Here is a 16,438-nt window from a genome sequence, read left to right on the forward strand (position 1 = left end):
GGTTTCCCGCCGTTGGAGCATGGGAAAGCCGGTTTGTTAGCCGTCCCCGGCGGGGACGGGTGACAATTCTGGGGTACCGTCCGAACGTCAGTCGTTTCAGTTTGGACCCATACAGGCATACGCACGGCCACCGGCTCGGTCAGGAGCCAGCCGTGCCTCACTGGGCAGGAGGGACGGGGCGTACACCGCCCCGTGTGGATGGACGTGAAGCGCTACTTCCGTGGGCCGGTCATGTGGATCGTGCTGGCCGTCCTCGCCGTGGTCCTGTTGATGCAACTGGTCGGCTCCTCCGAGGGCTACAAGTCCGTTGACACCGCCAAGGTCGTCGCCGCGATCAACGACAAGAAGGTCAGCTCCGCCGAGCTGACCACGGGCAACAGCGAGACCATCAAGGTCCAGCTCAAGGGCGACAACAAGATCGACGGCAGCGGCAAGGTCCAGGCGAACTACATCGACGAGCAGGGTGCCCAGCTCGCCGACAAGCTGCAGAAGAGGTTCGACAAGGGCGAGATCCCCGACGGCTACTCGGTCAAGCCGACCAAGGACAACCCGTTCGTCAGCATCCTGCTCTCCCTGCTGCCGTTCGTCCTCATCGTGCTCGTCTTCCTCTTCCTGATGAACCAGATGCAGGGCGGCGGCTCCCGGGTGATGAACTTCGGGAAGTCCAAGGCCAAGCTCATCACGAAGGACACCCCCAAGACGACCTTCGCCGACGTGGCCGGGGCCGACGAGGCCGTGGAGGAACTCCACGAGATCAAGGAGTTCCTGCAGGAGCCCGCGAAGTTCCAGGCCGTCGGCGCCAAGATTCCCAAGGGCGTGCTCCTCTACGGCCCGCCCGGCACCGGCAAGACGCTGCTGGCCCGCGCCGTCGCCGGCGAGGCCGGCGTGCCGTTCTACTCGATCTCCGGCTCCGACTTCGTCGAGATGTTCGTCGGCGTCGGCGCCTCCCGCGTCCGCGACCTGTTCGAGCAGGCCAAGGCGAACGCGCCGGCAATCGTCTTCGTCGACGAGATCGACGCGGTCGGCCGGCACCGCGGCGCCGGCATGGGCGGCGGTCACGACGAGCGGGAGCAGACGCTGAACCAGCTCCTGGTCGAGATGGACGGCTTCGACGTCAAGGGCGGCGTCATCCTCATCGCGGCCACCAACCGGCCCGACATCCTCGACCCCGCCCTACTGCGCCCCGGCCGCTTCGACCGGCAGATCGGCGTGGAGAGCCCCGACATGCAGGGCCGGCTGGAGATCCTCAAGGTCCACCAGAAGGGCAAGCCGGTCGCCCCCGACGTCGACCTGTCCGCCGTCGCCCGGCGCACCCCCGGCTTCACCGGCGCCGACCTCAGCAACGTACTGAACGAGGCCGCGCTGCTCACCGCGCGCAGCAACAGGAAGCTGATCGACAACGAGATGCTGGACGAGGCCATCGACCGCGTGGTCGCCGGCCCGCAGAAGCGCTCCAGGATCATGTCGGAGAAGGAGAAGAAGATCACCGCGTACCACGAGGGCGGGCACGCCCTCGTCGCGGCGGCCTCTCCCAGCGGCGACCCGGTGCACAAGGTGACGATCCTCTCCCGCGGCCGTGCCCTCGGTTACACGATGGTTCTGCCCGACGAGGACAAGTACTCCACCACCCGCAACGAGATGCTCGACCAGCTCGCGTACATGATGGGCGGCCGGGCGGCCGAGGAACTGGTCTTCCATGACCCGACCACCGGCGCCGCCAACGACATCGAGAAGGCCACCGGCCTCGCCCGCAAGATGGTCACGCAGTACGGCATGACCGAGCGGCTCGGCGCGATCAAGTTCGGCTCCGACCAGTCCGAGCCCTTCCTGGGCCGGGAGCTCTCGCACCAGCGCGACTACTCCGAAGAGGTCGCCGCGCTGGTCGACGAGGAGGTCAAGAAGCTGATCGAGACCGCGCACAACGAGGCGTGGGAGATGCTCGTCGAGAACCGTGACGTCCTCGACAACCTGGTGCTCGAACTGCTGGAGAAGGAGACCCTGGGCAAGGAGGAGATCGCCGAGATCTTCCGTCCCCTGGTCAAGCGCCCGCTGCGGCCGGCGTGGACCGGCTCCTCGCGGCGTACCCCCTCCACCCGGCCGCCGGTCTCCTCCCCGCGGGAGACGAACGGTGCGGGCCCGAGGATGCTCGACAAGGCCGAGACCCCGCCGCCCAACGGCGGACTGCCGGGCGGCCTCGGCGGCACGCTGCCGGGCGAGGGCCCGCAGCACCAGCCGTCGCCGAGCGAGGGCGGTCAGCCGTAGCGGACACCGCTGGAATGTGTGCAGCGCCCCCGAGGTTCTAGCCTTGGGGGCGCGGCCATTGGCGCAGGTACGAGAGGCACCACGATGACGGATGCGGCTGTCCGGCCGGGACACGGCCCGGCACACGGGCCGGAACACGGCGACGCGGGGTACGGCGACTTCGACGAGAAGCGCGCCGAGGACGCCGTGCGTGAACTGCTCATCGCCGTCGGCGAGGACCCGGACCGCGAGGGTCTGCTGGACACGCCGGGGCGGGTGGCGCGCGCCTACAAGGAGATCTTCGCGGGGCTGCGGCAGCGTCCCGAGGACGTGCTGACGACCACGTTCGACCTGGGCCATGACGAGATGGTGCTGGTCAAGGACATCGAGGTGCTGAGCACGTGTGAGCACCACCTGGTGCCGTTCGTGGGCTCCGCGCACGTGGGATACATCCCGTCGCACGACGGGAAGATCACGGGGCTGTCGAAGCTGGCGCGGCTGGTGGACGTGTACGCGCGCAGGCCGCAGGTGCAGGAACGGTTGACCACGCAGGTCGCTGACTCGCTGATGGAGATACTGGAGCCACGGGGCGTGATCGTGGTCATCGAGTGCGAGCACCTGTGCATGACGATGCGGGGAGTGCGGAAGCCGGGGGCGAAGACGCTGACGTCGGCGGTGCGCGGCCAGCTTCGGGACCCGGCGACGCGGGCCGAGGCGATGAGCCTGATCAGGGCGCGCTGATGGAGGGTGGGGACAAGGAGCCGGGAGCCTGCTGCGCGCCGCGGCGCGGGGGCGGCGCGGCGGAGACGGAGACGGCGGCGCCGGCGGGTGCGGGGGCGGGCGCGGGCGCCGGCGGCGCGGGGACGTACGAGCCGCGCGGCGGGTGGCGGAAGCTGCCCGGCGGGGCGTTTCTGATGGGCTACGACGACGGCCCGTACCCGGCGGACGGGGAGGGCCCGGCCCGCGAAGTGACGGTCGACGGCTTCGCGGTCGCGGCGACGGCGGTGACGAACGAGGAGTTCGCGGCCTTCGCCGAGGCGACGTCGTACGTCACGGACGCCGAGCGCTTCGGCTGGTCCTTCGTCTTCGCGGGCTTCCTGCCCAAGAACTTCCCGCCCACCGCCTCACCGCCGCAAACGCCCTGGTGGCGGCAGGTCCACCAGGCGGACTGGCGCCACCCCGAGGGCCCCGGCTCGGGCCTGCGCGGCCGGTGGGACCATCCGGTGGTGCACGTCTCGTACACGGACGCCGTGGCGTTCTGCGCCTGGGCGGGCGGACGGCTGCCGACGGAGGCGGAGTGGGAGTACGCGGCGCGCGGCGGGCTAGAGGGCCAGCCGTACCCGTGGGGCGCGGAGCGGGAGCCGGAGGGCGAGTACCGGATGAACATCTGGCGCGGCAGCTTCCCGGACCGCAACACGGCGGCGGACGGCTACCGGGGCACCTGCCCGGTGGACGCCTTCGAGCCGAACGGCCACGGGCTGTACAACGCCACGGGGAACGTGTGGGAGTGGTGCGCGGACTGGTTCCACGCGCGGCACCACCGGAAGGCCCCGCGCGACAACCCGCGGGGGCCTCGGCTGGGGCAGTCGCGGGTGCTGAAGGGCGGGTCGCACATGTGCCACGAGTCGTACTGCCTGCGTTACCGGACGTCGGCGCGGATGGGGAACACGCCGGACAGCTCCAGCGGCAACACGGGCTTCAGACCGATCCGCGACCTCTAACCCACCCCGCGCCTTCACGTGCCCGCACCCCCGCCTACCCGCACACCCGCCCCAGGGTAGGCGCGCCCTCTGACACGGCACGGGGCTGCAACGATGCGCCCTGCCCCGCGCAGGCCCGCCACCCCGCAGCCCGGCCCCAAGCCGCCGCCCCACCTGCCCCGCACGCCCGCCCGGGGTGGGCCCGCCCCCCGACATCGCGTCCGGACTCGGCCCGTGGCCCCAGCCCTCCCTCTGCCCCGCACCCCCCGCTCCCGCCCGGCCAGCCCTCGTCCCGCTCTGGCCGGGGCCCCGGCGCCCTGCCGGGCCCCGTCGTGCCGGTGGCGCATACGCTGGTGGTATGACGGATGCGCGCAGGGGGCAGGTGGCGGGGTTGCCGGACTTCGGTCGCTGCGCCGTCATGGGCGTCGTCAACGTCACTCCCGACTCCTTCTCCGACGGCGGCCTGTGGTTCGACTCCACGGCCGCCATCAAGCACGGCATCGACCTCGTCGCCACCGGCGCCGACATCGTCGACGTGGGCGGCGAGTCCACCCGCCCCGGCGCGCCCCGCGTGGACGAGGGCGAGGAGCTGCGCCGCGTCCTGCCCGTCGTGCGGGGGCTCGCGGGCGAAGGCGTGCTCGTCTCCGTCGACACCATGCGCGCCTCCGTCGCCGCAGAGGCGGTCGCCGCGGGCGCCCGGCTCGTCAACGACGTCAGCGGCGGCCAGGCGGACCCCGCGATGGTGCCGGCGGTCGCCGCGGCGGGGGTGCCGTTCGTCGTCATGCACTGGCGCGGGCAGTCCATCGACATGAACAACCTCGCGGTCTACACGGACACCGTCACCGAGGTCGTCGATGAAATGCGCCGCAGCCTGGACCGGGCGGTGGCCGGCGGGATCGACTTCGAGCGGATCGTCGCCGACCCGGGCCTCGGCTTCGCCAAGGCGGCGCCGCACGACCTCGTTCTGCTGGACAGCCTCGCCCGCCTGCGCGCCGACCTCGGCCGTCCCCTGCTCGTCGCGGCGTCGCGGAAGCGGTTCCTCGGGCGGGTGCTCGCGGGCCCCGACGGAGCGCCGCCGCCGGCCCGCGAGCGGGACGCCGCGACGGCGGCGGTCTCCGCGATAGCGGCGCGCGAGGGCGCATGGGCGGTACGGGTGCACGAAGTACGGCCCACGGCGGATGCGGTACGGGTCGCGGCGGCGCTGGAGAACGGCGGCGCGTAGCCGCGCGGAAGGCGCGGCGCTCAGCGGGTCGGGAAGGCGCGCGGCCGGTGCCCGGCAGCCCCGGTCGTACAGCCTGTCAGCAGCCGCAGGTACATTCGAGCGAGGGGCCCGGGGGCAGGACGGGGCAGGTCCGGGCGTCGGGCATGACCGGTTCGATGCTCACGCACCCCGCGGGCATCGCACATCGACCGAGGAGAGCCGCAGAAGACACAAGCGCACGAGCAGCCGGCCCACGGACCAAGTACACGGCCCGGGGCCCACGGCCGAACCCGCGAGGCTCAAGCCGCAAGGCGACAACCACAAGCCGAGAGACGCGAAGGCACGACAGCGCGAAGGCACGAAAGCACAAGGGCGCACACGCGCGAAGCTGCACAGCCGCACGACGCAGAAGGCGAGGCGAGTCATGACCGAAGCCGACCGGGTTGCGCTGCACGGCCTCAGGGCCCGCGGACACCACGGCGTCTTCGCGCACGAGCGCGCCGAAGGCCAGCCGTTCGTCGTCGACCTCGTCCTCCACCTCGACACCCGCCCTGCCGCGGCCGGCGACGACCTGGCGCGGACCGTGCACTACGGCGTCGTGGCCGAAGAGGCGATCGCCATCGTCGAGGGCGAGCCGGTGGACCTGATCGAGACGCTCGCCGAGCGGATCGCCGCGCAGTGTCTGACGCACGCGCCCGTGCAGCAGGTGGAGGTGACGGTGCACAAGCCGGAGGCGCCGATCACCGTTCCGTTCGACGACGTGACCATCACCATCACCCGAAGCAGAGGTTGACCATTGAATCGCAGCGACCCGACCGTGCAGCCAGTGCCGCGTTCCGTGGTCGAGCAGGTCGACGCGGCCGACTCGACCCTGCAGAACCCCAAACGCGCCGTGCTCTCCATCGGCAGCAACCTCGGCAACCGCCTGGAGACCCTCCAGGGTTCCGTCGACGCCCTCGAAGACACCCCCGGCCTCCGCGTCAAAGCCGTCTCGCCGGTCTACGAGACCGAGCCCTGGGGCGTCGAGGCGGGCAGCCAGCCGACGTACTTCAACGCCGTCCTGCTCGTACGGACCACTCTCCCGCCCGCGTCGCTGATGGAGCGGGCGCACGCCGTCGAGGAGGCGTTCGCGCGCGTACGGGACGAGCGGTGGGGGCCGCGCACGCTGGACGTCGACATCGTGGCGTATCAGGGCGTCGTCTCCGACGACCCCGCCCTGACTCTTCCGCATCCGCGCGCCCATGAGCGCGCCTTCGTCCTCGTCCCGTGGCACGACGTGGACCCCGCGGCCGAGCTGCCAGGGCACGGGCCGGTGGCCGACCTGCTGGCGCGTGTCGGCGGGCAGGATGTGCGGCAGCGCGCGGACCTCGAACTGCGGCTGCCCGACTGAGCGCGTCCTGCGCGCCTTACGGGGCTACGATCTCTGGGAGTTCTGGGAGGAGCGCGTTCGGTGAGGCAACTGCACATCGGGGTGTTGGCCGGCATCTTCGTGGTGGCGGGGGTGCTGGGCTGGGCGGGGGCCCGGCTGTGGAACTCGGTGGGTACGCTCCCGAGCGTTCCCGTCGCCGCCCCGGTCGTGCTGGCGCTGATCGCCACGATCCTGACGGCGACGGCGCTGTCCATCCGCTCCCGCCTCCGCGCCCAGCGCGAGCGCGACCCGCGCGCCAAGGGCGTCGACCCGCTGATGGTGGCGCGGGCGGTCGTGCTGGGCCAGTCGAGTGCGCTGGTCTCGGCGCTGGTGGCGGGGGGATACGGAGGACTCGGGCTCTTCTTGATCCTGGACGGTCTGGACTACGGGACGCGCCGTTCCCAGGTGGTGTACGCGGCGCTGGCGGTGGTCGCCGCGGCGCTGGTGGTCGCGGCGGCGTTCTTCCTGGAGCGGGTCTGCAAGCTGCCGGACGACGAGGACGAGGACGACCGCACCCCGCCGCGGGCCTAGGGTCCGTACCGGACGGCGGCTAGGCTCGGCGGCATGACTGCCGCGCCCACCGGAGACGCCGCGCCCGCCGCCCGCACCGCCCCGCTGACAGTCGGCATCGGAGGCGCGGCCGAGCAGACCGACATGGTGCTCAACATCGGCCCGCAGCATCCGTCGACCCACGGCGTGCTGCGCCTGCGCATGGTCCTCGACGGCGAGCGGATCGTCACCGCGGAGCCCGTCGTCGGCTACATGCACCGCGGCGCCGAGAAGCTCTTCGAAGCCCGCGACTACCGCCAGATCATCGTCCTGGCCAACCGCCACGACTGGCTGTCGGCCTTCTCCAACGAGCTGGGTGTGGTGCTGGCCGTCGAGCGCATGCTCGGCATGGAGGTGCCGGAGCGGGCGGTGTGGCTGCGTACGCTGCTCGCCGAGCTGAACCGGGTGCTCAACCATCTGATGTTCCTCGGCTCGTACCCCCTCGAACTCGGCGGCATCACCCCGATCTTCTACGCCTTCCGTGAGCGCGAGGATCTTCAGGCCGTCATGGAGGAGGTCTCCGGCGGGCGGATGCACTACATGTTCAACCGCGTCGGCGGCCTCAAGGAGGAACTGCCCGCCGGCTGGACGGACCGTGCCCGCGCCGCCGTACGCGCCACGCGTGCGCGGATGGACGTCTTCGACCGGCTCGTCCTGGGCAACGAGATCTTCCGCGGCCGTACGCGCGGCGTAGGCGTCCTGGAACCGTCGACGGTGCACGCGTACGGCGTGAGCGGCCCCCTCGGGCGCGCCTCGGGGGTGGACTTCGACCTGAGGCGCGACGAGCCGTACCTGGCGTACGGGGAGTTGAGCGGCACGCTGCGCGTCGAGACCCGCGAGGAGGGCGACTGCCTGGCGCGCTTCGAGGTGCTGCTGGCGCAGACGCACAACTCCCTCGACCTGGCGGACGCCTGCCTGGACCGGCTGGCGGAGCTTGCGCCGGGGCCGGTGAACCAGCGGCTGCCGAAGGTGCTGAAGGCGCCGGAGGGGGAGACGTACGCCTGGACGGAGAACCCGCTGGGGCTGAACGGCTACTACCTGGTGTCGAAGGGCGAGAAGACGCCGTACCGGCTGAAGCTGCGCTCCGCGTCGTACAACAACATACAGGCGCTGACCGAACTGCTGCCGGGGACGCTGGTGTCGGACATGGTGGCGATTCTGGGGTCGATGTTCTTCGTGGTCGGGGACATCGACAAGTGAGGAGGAACGGGGGCGGATCCCCGTTCAGCTCGCCTGTTCCAGGTCGATGACGCGGCCGACGGGCCCCTGGGGCTCGTCGTCGGAATCGTCGGCGTCACCGGAGGAGGACGAAGCGCCTCCGGACCCGGAGCCCGAACCGGCGTCCCCCTCCGCCTCGGCGTCGGCCTCGGCAAGGACCTCGGGGCCGACGACGTCGGCGAGGTCGGTGGCGGCGTCCACGGGCTCGCCGGGGCCGGCATCGTGGCCGCCGCCGGTCTGACGGGCGGACGCCCGGGGAGGCACCTCCCGTGAACCGCCCGCGGGCGGCTGCGCGGACCGGGCCTGCTGCTGCGGCCGGGAAAAGTAGCTGAAGCCGCCGGTGTCGGCGGAGGGCGCCTGCTCGTGGGTCTGCCCGTGGCCCTGACGGGCGGCATTGCCGGAAAGGTTGTCGAGGGCGTGCGAGGCGCGCAGGTACGCGCTGAGGGAGGGCGGCCGAAGCTGCGGCTGCGAGCCGGCGGGCGGCAGCTCCTTGACGGGCGTCGCGGCCTCGATGGCCAACTGCCGCCGCCCTTCGAGCGCGGCGGCGCGCTCGGACTCGGCGGTGGCGTACCGCGCGAGCAGCGCGGCGTGATCCGTACGCAGCCGGGCGAGGTCACCGTGCCGGGACCCGAGCCGCTTCTCCAACTCCCCGCGTATCCGCCGCGCCTCTTCGAGGTCGCGCTTCAACTCGGCCACCTGCTCCTCATGCCGCTGCTCGGCCCGCGCCCGCGCCCCGGTCGCCTCGGTGACCTGCAGCGCGGTCAGCCGGTCCCGCAACCGCAAGAGCGCCGAAGCCCCCACGGCAGCCCCTGCGGCCCCCACGGCCAGCCAGCGCACGGCGGGCCCGTCCCCGGAAACCAGCCAGGCCCCAGCCGCGCAACCCAGCGCGACCGCGGCGAACGACACGGGCGGCAGAAGCCCGCGCATCGGCGAAGAGAAGCGGTGGCGTCCACGTGACATAGGCCGCAACTTACCGTGCACATGTCCCAAAGGGAGCAGCCGAGAACCAATCGTTTCCCGCCAGTTACGTCCCACCCACCCGGCACCCCTGCCCCGCCCGTCGGGAGAGGACCTGCGCCCGCCGGTATCCGTTTGATCGACGGTGTGCTCGACGTGGAGCCACGCACCGGCCGCCCGCAGCCGGCGTCCGAGGGAATTCCACCATTGCCGGAAGAGGTAATGCCGGACGTAAAGGTGAGGGAGCTGCGGCATCGCCGCCGGCGACCCGAAGAAGGACGGCTACTCGTGTCTCATGAATACGGACACCGATAAGCGCGCCATCGATCGAAGTTCTGGCACCTTTCCCGAGTATGTCGTCCGGCTGACCGCGCGGGCCTCACGGCGGAAAGAGCGGTGCCCCGGCCACCCGGCCCGGGGCACCGCTCCGCAGGAGTCAGGAACCGAGGAGGTTCTTTTCCTCCAGGTACTCCCGGGCCGCGTCCGCCGGCTTCATCCGCTCCGCGTCGACCTTGCGGTTCAGCGCGATCAGGTCCTCCGTCGTCAGCACCTGCGTGAGCTTGTCCAGTGTGGCGGCGATCTCCTTCGTCCCCGCTTCCTCGGCGTTGACGACCGGGAGGATGTTGTCCGCGTTCTGCAGGCCCTTGTCGTCCTCCAGGAGTACGAGGTCGAAGTCGTCCAGCGTGGCGTCCGTGGTCGTCGTCAGGACGAGTTGGTTGGTGCCGTCCTGGACCGACTGCTTGGCCGCGGGGGTGCCCACGCCCAGGGGGTCGATCTTCGTGATGTCGATGTCGTACGTCTTCTCCAGGCCCGGCTCGCAGAACGGGCGCTCCGGGCATTCGTCGCCCGCCGCGAGGCGGACGGGCTCTCCGGTCTTGCCGAGGTCGGTGAGGGTCTTGAGGTCGTTCTCGGCGGCGAAGTCCTTGGAGACGGCGAAGGCGTTCTGGTCGACGGCGTCGCCGGCGGAGAGCACCTTCAGGCCGCGGGGCTCGGCCAGTTTGCGCAGGGCGGTCACCGTTTCGTCGACGTCGTTCGTCGCGACGGGGTTCTTCTCGGGTGCCTCCACGCCGTTCTCCTTGGCGTTGAGGAACTCGGCGAGGGTCGCGGCGTACTCCGGGAAGACGTCGATGCTGCCCTTCTCCAGCTCGGGCTCGTACAACTCGCGGTTTTCGAGCTTCTTTATCGTGACGTCGTAGCCGGCGTCCTTCAGTATCGCCGAGTACAGCTCGGCGGTCACCGTCGAGACCGTGAACCCGGCCTGCCCCACCACCAGGGAGGACTTGTCGTCGTCGGGGGAGTCCGTGCCGCCCTTTTCCTCCAGGCTGTCGCCGCCGCAGGCCGCGAGTCCCGCGGTCAGGGCGGCGGCGGCCAGCACCGAGGCGGCGGCGCGGGCTCGAACGCGGTTGGTGATCAAGGGATTCTCCATCCGTTGGGAGTCGATGTTCGTCGCACCACTGTGCGAGCTGAGTGTGGGATAGCAGGTGTTCTGGTCAGTTTTCCGGAGGAGAATGCCGATGCTCTGCGCACACGCCGACACCACGTGAGACGGCGCTGCGCTGCGCGCGACGTGACGCCGAACCTTACAGAGACGCCGGCACGGGCTTCTGTCCCCCCGGCGGTGCGTCCGCCCCCTCCGCTCCCGGCCCCGCCACGTCGTCGCCGGACGTCCGCCGCCCGCGCCCGAGGCGGCCGGCGTGGCGGCCGCGCATCGGGTCGAGCAGCCGCTCGGCGACGACGAGTACGCCCTCCAGTACGAGGGCCAGCACCGCCACCAGGAAGGCGCCGGCGACCACCATCGGTGTGTTGTACGTCCGGAAGCCCGCGGTGATGATCCGGCCGAGTCCGCCGCCGCCCGCGATGGCCGCGAGGGTGGCCGTCGCGACCACCTGTACCGTCGCCGACCGCAGCCCGGTCATCACCAGCGGATAGCCCAGCGGCAGCTCCACCCGGCCCAGCATCTGCGGCCCGGACATGCCCATGCCCCGTGCCGCCTCCACCACGTCCCGGTCGGCCTCGCGGATGCCCACGTACGCGTTCGTCAGCAGCGGTGGCACCGCGAAGAGCACCAGCGCGATGATCGTCGGCCAGTCACCGTGCATCCGCAGCGGCGTGAGCATGAGCAGCCCGAGGACCGCGAGCGTGGGCACGGCGCGCCCGACGTTCGAGATGTTGATCGCGAGGGTGCCGCCCTTGCCGAGGTGGCCCAGCCAGAACGCGACCGGCAGGGCGAGGGCGCAGGCGATGGCCAGCGACATGCCCGTCAGGTACAGATGCTCGCCGAGCCGGACGGCGATCCCGGTCGGACCCGACCAGTTCGACCCGGTGGTCAGCCACGTCCATGCGTCCGCGATCGTTCCCATCAGACCGCCTCCTTCTCCCGCACGGCCTTCTCCCGCGCGGCGGTCCTCGTACGGAACCTGCCGCGACCGCCGCGGCGCCGGGCCCGCGCCCACGGTGTCAGCAGCCGCTGCAGGCCGAGGATCAGCAGGTCGGCCAGCACGGCGAGCAGGACGCACAGCACCGACGCCGTCAGCACCTGTGCCTTGAACAGGGTGCGCATGCCGTCGACGATCAGGTTGCCCAGGCCGCCGTAGCCGATGATGCCGCCGACCGTCGTCATCGCGATCGTCGACACCGTCGCCATCCGCAGCCCGGCCATGACCGCCGGCAGCGCGAGCGGCAGCTCGACGGCGAACAGCAGCCGCGTCTGCCCGTACCCCATCCCGCGCGCCGCCTCCCGCGTCTCCGCCGGCACGGAGTCGAGACCCGCCAGCAGATTGCGGATGAGGATCGTCAGCGAATAGAGCACGAGGCCGGTGACGACGACGGACGCCGAGATGCCCATGAGGGGGACCAGCAGGGAGAACATGGCGAGCGACGGAATCGTGTACAGCACCGTCGTCAGGCCGAGCACCGGGCCCGTCAGCACCCGCCAGCGGCGGGCGATCAGGGCCAGCGGGAAGGACACCAGCAGGCCGATGCCCACGGACGCCAGCGTGATCCAGACGTGCTGGACCGTGGCGTCGACGAGCTCGTCGCTGCGGCTGCGGACGTACTCGCCGCAGATCCACTCGTTCGCTGCCAGGCAGCCGGAGGCTTTCACGCCACCGCTCCTTCCCGTAGGCAGCTCTATTAGACCCCCCGTCGCTGACACCGGGAACGGAAGGGAGGGGCAGAATGAGGAAACATGATCCGATTCGAGCACGTGACCAAGCGGTACCCCGATGGGACTACCGCGGTGAACGACTTGTCGTTCGACGTCGCCGCGGGTGAGTTGGTGACGCTGGTCGGCCCGTCCGGCTGCGGCAAGACCACCACCCTGAAGATGGTCAACCGGCTCATCGAGCCCTCCGCCGGCCGTATCGAGGTCGACGGGCAGGACATCATGACCACCGACCCCGTCGAGCTCCGCCGCCACATCGGCTATTGCATCCAGAACGTCGGCCTCTTCCCGCACAAGAACGTCCTCGACAACACCGCCACCGTGCCCCACCTCCTGGGCACGCCGCGCGACAAGCGGCTCAAGCGGGCGGCCGAGCTGCTGGAGATGGTCGGCCTCGACCCGCACGAGCACGGCCGCCGCTACCCCGATCAGCTCTCCGGCGGCCAGCGCCAGCGCGTCGGTGTGGCGCGGGCGCTGGCGGCGGACCCGCCGGTGCTGCTGATGGACGAGCCGTTCGGGGCCGTGGACCCGGTGGTGCGGGAGCACCTGCAGAACGAGTTCCTCAAGCTGCAGGCGCAGATGCGCAAGACCGTGCTCTTCGTCACGCATGACATAGAGGAGGCCGTACGGCTCGGGGACCGCATCGCGGTCTTCGGGAAGGGGAGGATCGAGCAGCTCGACTCGCCGGCGGCGGTCCTGGGCGCGCCCGCGACCCCGTACGTCGCCGACTTCGTCGGCGCCGACCGCGGGCTGAAGCGGCTGTCGGTGACCGAGATCGAGCGCGGCGACCTGGAGCAGCCGCCGGTGGTCCGGCTCGACGACGACGCGCGGACCGCCGCCGCGGCGCTACGGGACGTCGGCGCACGGTGGGCCGTGGTGCTGGACGGTGACGGCGAACTGCACGGGTGGGTCGCCGCGGACGAGATCGCCAAGGGCGGGGCCGTGTCGGACTACGCGCGGCGGATGGACGCCTGGCTACCGCTGGGGGCGAGCCTGAAGAAGGCGTTCGCGACGATGCTGCAGTACGACGCGGGGTGGATCGCGGTGGTGGACCACGAGACGTCCGGGCGGTTCGCCGGCGTCCTGACGCCGGCGAGCCTGCACGAGGCGCTGCGGCGGTCGATCGACGCGGATGCGCGCGCGGTGGCGCGGGCGGAGGTGGAGCTGGACTCGCTCCCGCAGGTGTGAGGCGCTGCCCCGGGTGCGAGAACGGCGCCGGTACGCGTGCGGGTACGGGCGGCGCGAGGCGCCGGTGCGTACGTACGGCCCCGGCGCCGCGGAGCCCCCGGCGGCGGGCTCGTGCCCGCCGCCCGGTACGGGCGCCGAGGTGTACGGCACCCCGGTCTCCTCGGCGCCCGGTCTCAGGGGAGGACCGGCGCGATCCCCACGTGGTGGGCCAGCCAGGTGAAGCCCCCGAGCCCGGCGGGGTCGAGGAGTTCGGCCGCCTCCCCCGCGAGGGCGAGACGCCGCAGGTAGCCGGCCGGATCCGTCGACGCCAGCGCCAGCGGCGGCCGGCTCCCGTCGAGCCCGAGCCCTCGCAGCGCCTCCCGCTGTGACAGGAGCGACGTCGGCCCGTCCCGCTCCGACGACGCGAGGCCCGAGGGCGGTCCCGCGGGCGAGCCGTCGCCGGTTCCGCCGGGCTCCCCGTCGCGCGGTGGCACGGCCGCGGACGGCGGGCTCGCAGGCCGGCCGTCGCCCGTCCCTCCCGGTCGCCGGGCGTGCCCTCCGCCCGGTACGCCGCCTCCGCTCGGCGCCGGCCCCGAGCCGCCCTCCCCGGCCAGTGCGGCGGCGACCGCGTCCAGCGCCACGTGCGCCGTCACGTCGCAGCTCCCGTCCGGCACGGGGGTCACCACGTGCCCGTCGCGGAACGCCGCCAACGTGCCGTACGGGGGACGGGTGGCCCGGGTGTGGGCGTAGTCCGCGGTCAGCGCCAGCCCGGCGGTCAGCGTCGTGACCGCCGCCGCCCACGCCTTGTCGCGCGGGGCGCCGATCTCCGCCCGGCCGCCCGGCGGCGTATCCGCCAGCGGCCACCAGCGGCGCAGCCACTCCGCGTCGGCGCCGCCGACCTCCGCCCCCAGCCGCTCCGTGCCGTCCGCCGCGACCTCCACGTACCGCGGCACACCCCGCTCGTCCGTCTCGGCGACGTCCACCGGCACGTTGTCCAGCCACTCGTTGGCGAACAGCAGCCCCCGCACCCGCTCCGGCGGCTCCGCCAGCCACGTGATCCGTTCGTCCAGCAGCTCCGGCCGCGGGCCGACCTCCACCGCGTACGCCCGCAGCCGCCCCGGTCCGTCGTACGCGGCCAGCACGCCCGCCAGCAGCTCCCCCCGCCCTGCGCCGACGTCCACCACGTCCAGCTCGGCCGGCCGCCCCAGGGCGACCGCCACCCGCCGCGCCAGCTCCGCCACCGCCGCCGCGAACAGCGGCGAGGCGTGCACCGAGGTACGGAAGTGCGCCCCCGCCCCGGCCCCGGGCCCGCCGCGGCGGTAGAAGCCCTCGGGCCCGTACAGCGCCCGCCGCATGGCCTCCCGCCAGCGCAGCCGGCCGCCCGCGCCCCCGAGGCCCTCCGTGCCCGGTTCCGCCCCCGTGTCTTGCGCGCTCGTCCCACTGTTCTCCACCACCGCATCCTCCACCCTGCGGAGTAGATGCATCTGCCAGGGATCGCCCCGCGGACTGACTCCCGCTTACGCGCGCATGCCTACGCTGGGTGACGTGCAACGTGTCTACGACTTCCTCCGCCGTCACCCGACGCTGGTGGACAGCTTCTGGGCTGTCTGCCTCGTCCTGTTGACCGGTGCCTGGCTGATCACCGTGGACACGATGGAGCCGCACGACAACCCGCACGGCCCCTATACCGACGTCGAGAAGGCGATCGCGCTGGTCATCGGCATCGGCTACTCCGTCGCCGTAGCCCTGCGCCGCCGTCAGCCCGAGCGCATGCTGCTCGTCGCGGGCGCGCTCGGCGTCGCACAGGTCGTGCTGGACTCGGCCCCGGGCCCGGCGAACTTCGCCATGCTCGTGCTCATCTTCACCGTCGCCGCCGGCGACGTGCCCTGGGCGTCGCGGCTGGCCCTCGTCGGCGCCGCCGTCGCGCCGGCGGTCAACGGGTTCCGGTGGCCGGCCACCGAGGAGTCCGTCGTCGAGCGGACCGTGGGCCTCGTCTTTCTGACGGTCCCGTTCCTGCTCGCCTGGGTGCTGGGCGACTCGCTGCGCACCCGCCGGGCCTACTACGCGCAGCTTGAGGAACGGGCCGCCCGCCTGGAGCGGGAGCGGGAGACCCAGTCGCGGATCGCCGTGGCGGCCGAGCGCGCGCGAATAGCCCGTGAGCTGCACGACGTGGTGGCGCACAACGTCTCGGTCATGGTCGTGCAGGCCGACGGCGCCGCGTACGTGCTGGACAGCGCGCCGCAACAGGCCAAGGACGCGCTCACCACCATCTCCGGCACCGGCCGGCAGGCGCTGGCGGAGATGCGCCGGCTGCTCGGCGTGCTGCGCACCAATGACCCGGGCGCGGGCGGCGAGTACGTGCCGCAGCCCGGCGTGGAGCAGCTCGCGGAGCTGATCGAGCAGGTACGCGGCGCGGGGCTCACGGTGTCGTTCGAGGTGACCGGCTCGCCGCGGGAGCTGCCGAGCAGCATCGAACTCGCGGCGTACCGCATCGTGCAGGAGGCGCTGACCAACACCCGCAAGCACGGCGGTCCCGAGGCGGGTGCCGCGGTGCGGCTGGCATACGCGGACGGTGAGCTGGAGGTGCTGGTCGAGGACGACGGCCGCGGCTCGCTGCCCGAGCTGTACGAGGAGGGCGGGGCCGACGGCCAGGGACACGGGCTCATCGGCATGCGCGAGCGCGTGGGGATGACCGGCGGCGAGCTGGACGCGGGGCCGCGGCCGGGCGGCGGCTTCCGGGTACGCGCTGTGCTGCCGTTGAAGACGGCCGCCTGACGGACGGCTCTGAAGGCGGCATACCGTCGGAAGCGGAACGAGGCGGGAACCCAGGGCGG

The 16,438-nt window shown here is 72.2% G+C and carries 15 protein-coding genes; 10 read left to right on the forward strand and 5 right to left on the reverse strand.

Going from position 1 to position 16,438, the window contains the following annotated elements:
• Nucleotides 1-198: 198 nt before the first annotated feature.
• The 8 genes from ftsH to I003_RS0117135 all read left to right on the forward strand — a co-directional run bounded on the left by ftsH (nt 199) and on the right by I003_RS0117135 (nt 8,299).
• Nucleotides 199-2,262 (forward strand): ATP-dependent zinc metalloprotease FtsH, encoded by a 2,064-nt coding sequence (ftsH, locus tag I003_RS0117100; protein ID WP_027772622.1) that lies wholly within the window; start codon nt 199-201, stop codon nt 2,260-2,262.
• Nucleotides 2,263-2,346: 84 nt separating this feature from the next.
• Complete coding sequence (gene folE / locus I003_RS0117105; protein WP_027772623.1) at nt 2,347-2,982, forward strand: GTP cyclohydrolase I FolE; 636 nt, start codon at nt 2,347-2,349, stop codon at nt 2,980-2,982.
• Nucleotides 2,982-3,962 carry a formylglycine-generating enzyme family protein gene (locus tag I003_RS0117110; protein WP_027772624.1) on the forward strand — a complete coding sequence of 327 codons (981 nt, stop codon included), beginning with the start codon at nt 2,982-2,984 and terminating at the stop codon, nt 3,960-3,962. Before folE ends, I003_RS0117110 begins: the two co-directional genes overlap by 1 nt.
• A gap of 337 nt (nt 3,963-4,299) precedes the next feature.
• A complete protein-coding gene (gene folP / locus I003_RS0117115; protein WP_027772625.1) occupies nt 4,300-5,163 on the forward strand; it encodes a dihydropteroate synthase in 864 nt (287 codons plus the stop codon).
• Nucleotides 5,164-5,566: 403 nt separating this feature from the next.
• Entirely contained in the window at nt 5,567-5,935 is a 369-nt protein-coding gene (gene folB, locus I003_RS0117120; protein WP_027772626.1) for a dihydroneopterin aldolase, read from the forward strand.
• 3 nt (nt 5,936-5,938) lie between these two features.
• The gene (folK, locus tag I003_RS0117125; protein ID WP_027772627.1) at nt 5,939-6,532 is read left to right on the forward strand and encodes a 2-amino-4-hydroxy-6-hydroxymethyldihydropteridine diphosphokinase; all 594 of its coding nucleotides are present in this window, start codon (nt 5,939-5,941) and stop codon (nt 6,530-6,532) included.
• Between the two features lie 60 nt (nt 6,533-6,592).
• The gene (locus I003_RS0117130; RefSeq protein ID WP_027772628.1) at nt 6,593-7,081 is read left to right on the forward strand and encodes a DUF3180 domain-containing protein; all 489 of its coding nucleotides are present in this window, start codon (nt 6,593-6,595) and stop codon (nt 7,079-7,081) included.
• 33 nt (nt 7,082-7,114) lie between these two features.
• Complete coding sequence (locus tag I003_RS0117135; RefSeq protein WP_051368304.1) at nt 7,115-8,299, forward strand: NADH-quinone oxidoreductase subunit D-related protein; 1,185 nt, start codon at nt 7,115-7,117, stop codon at nt 8,297-8,299.
• A gap of 24 nt (nt 8,300-8,323) precedes the next feature.
• On the opposite strand, the gene I003_RS0117140 is transcribed toward I003_RS0117135, so the two are convergent.
• The 4 genes from I003_RS0117140 to I003_RS0117155 form a co-directional block, all read right to left on the reverse strand.
• Nucleotides 8,324-9,277 (reverse strand): coiled-coil domain-containing protein, encoded by a 954-nt coding sequence (locus I003_RS0117140; RefSeq protein ID WP_486584262.1) that lies wholly within the window; start codon nt 9,275-9,277, stop codon nt 8,324-8,326.
• A 433-nt stretch (nt 9,278-9,710) separates the two neighbouring features.
• Nucleotides 9,711-10,649: an ABC transporter substrate-binding protein gene (locus I003_RS0117145; RefSeq protein ID WP_027772631.1), complete on the reverse strand. Its 939-nt coding sequence runs from the start codon at nt 10,647-10,649 to the stop codon at nt 9,711-9,713.
• 205 nt (nt 10,650-10,854) lie between these two features.
• The gene (locus tag I003_RS0117150) at nt 10,855-11,634 is read right to left on the reverse strand and encodes an ABC transporter permease (RefSeq protein ID WP_027772632.1); all 780 of its coding nucleotides are present in this window, start codon (nt 11,632-11,634) and stop codon (nt 10,855-10,857) included.
• Nucleotides 11,634-12,377: an ABC transporter permease gene (locus I003_RS0117155; protein WP_027772633.1), complete on the reverse strand. Its 744-nt coding sequence runs from the start codon at nt 12,375-12,377 to the stop codon at nt 11,634-11,636. Before I003_RS0117155 ends, I003_RS0117150 begins: the two co-directional genes overlap by 1 nt.
• Nucleotides 12,378-12,461: 84 nt before the next feature.
• Between I003_RS0117155 and I003_RS0117160 the strand changes: the two genes are divergently transcribed.
• A complete protein-coding gene (locus I003_RS0117160; RefSeq protein ID WP_027772634.1) occupies nt 12,462-13,625 on the forward strand; it encodes a betaine/proline/choline family ABC transporter ATP-binding protein in 1,164 nt (387 codons plus the stop codon).
• Between the two features lie 173 nt (nt 13,626-13,798).
• Here I003_RS0117160 and I003_RS0117165 read toward each other — a convergent pair whose 3' ends face one another.
• Nucleotides 13,799-15,055 (reverse strand): SAM-dependent methyltransferase, encoded by a 1,257-nt coding sequence (locus I003_RS0117165; protein ID WP_027772635.1) that lies wholly within the window; start codon nt 15,053-15,055, stop codon nt 13,799-13,801.
• 94 nt (nt 15,056-15,149) lie between these two features.
• Between I003_RS0117165 and I003_RS0117170 the strand changes: the two genes are divergently transcribed.
• Nucleotides 15,150-16,379, forward strand: a complete 1,230-nt coding sequence (locus tag I003_RS0117170; RefSeq protein WP_027772636.1) for a sensor histidine kinase — start codon at nt 15,150-15,152, stop codon at nt 16,377-16,379.
• The last annotated feature ends 59 nt before the right edge of the window (nt 16,380-16,438 follow it).

This window comes from Streptomyces sp. CNQ329 (assembly GCF_000482585.1).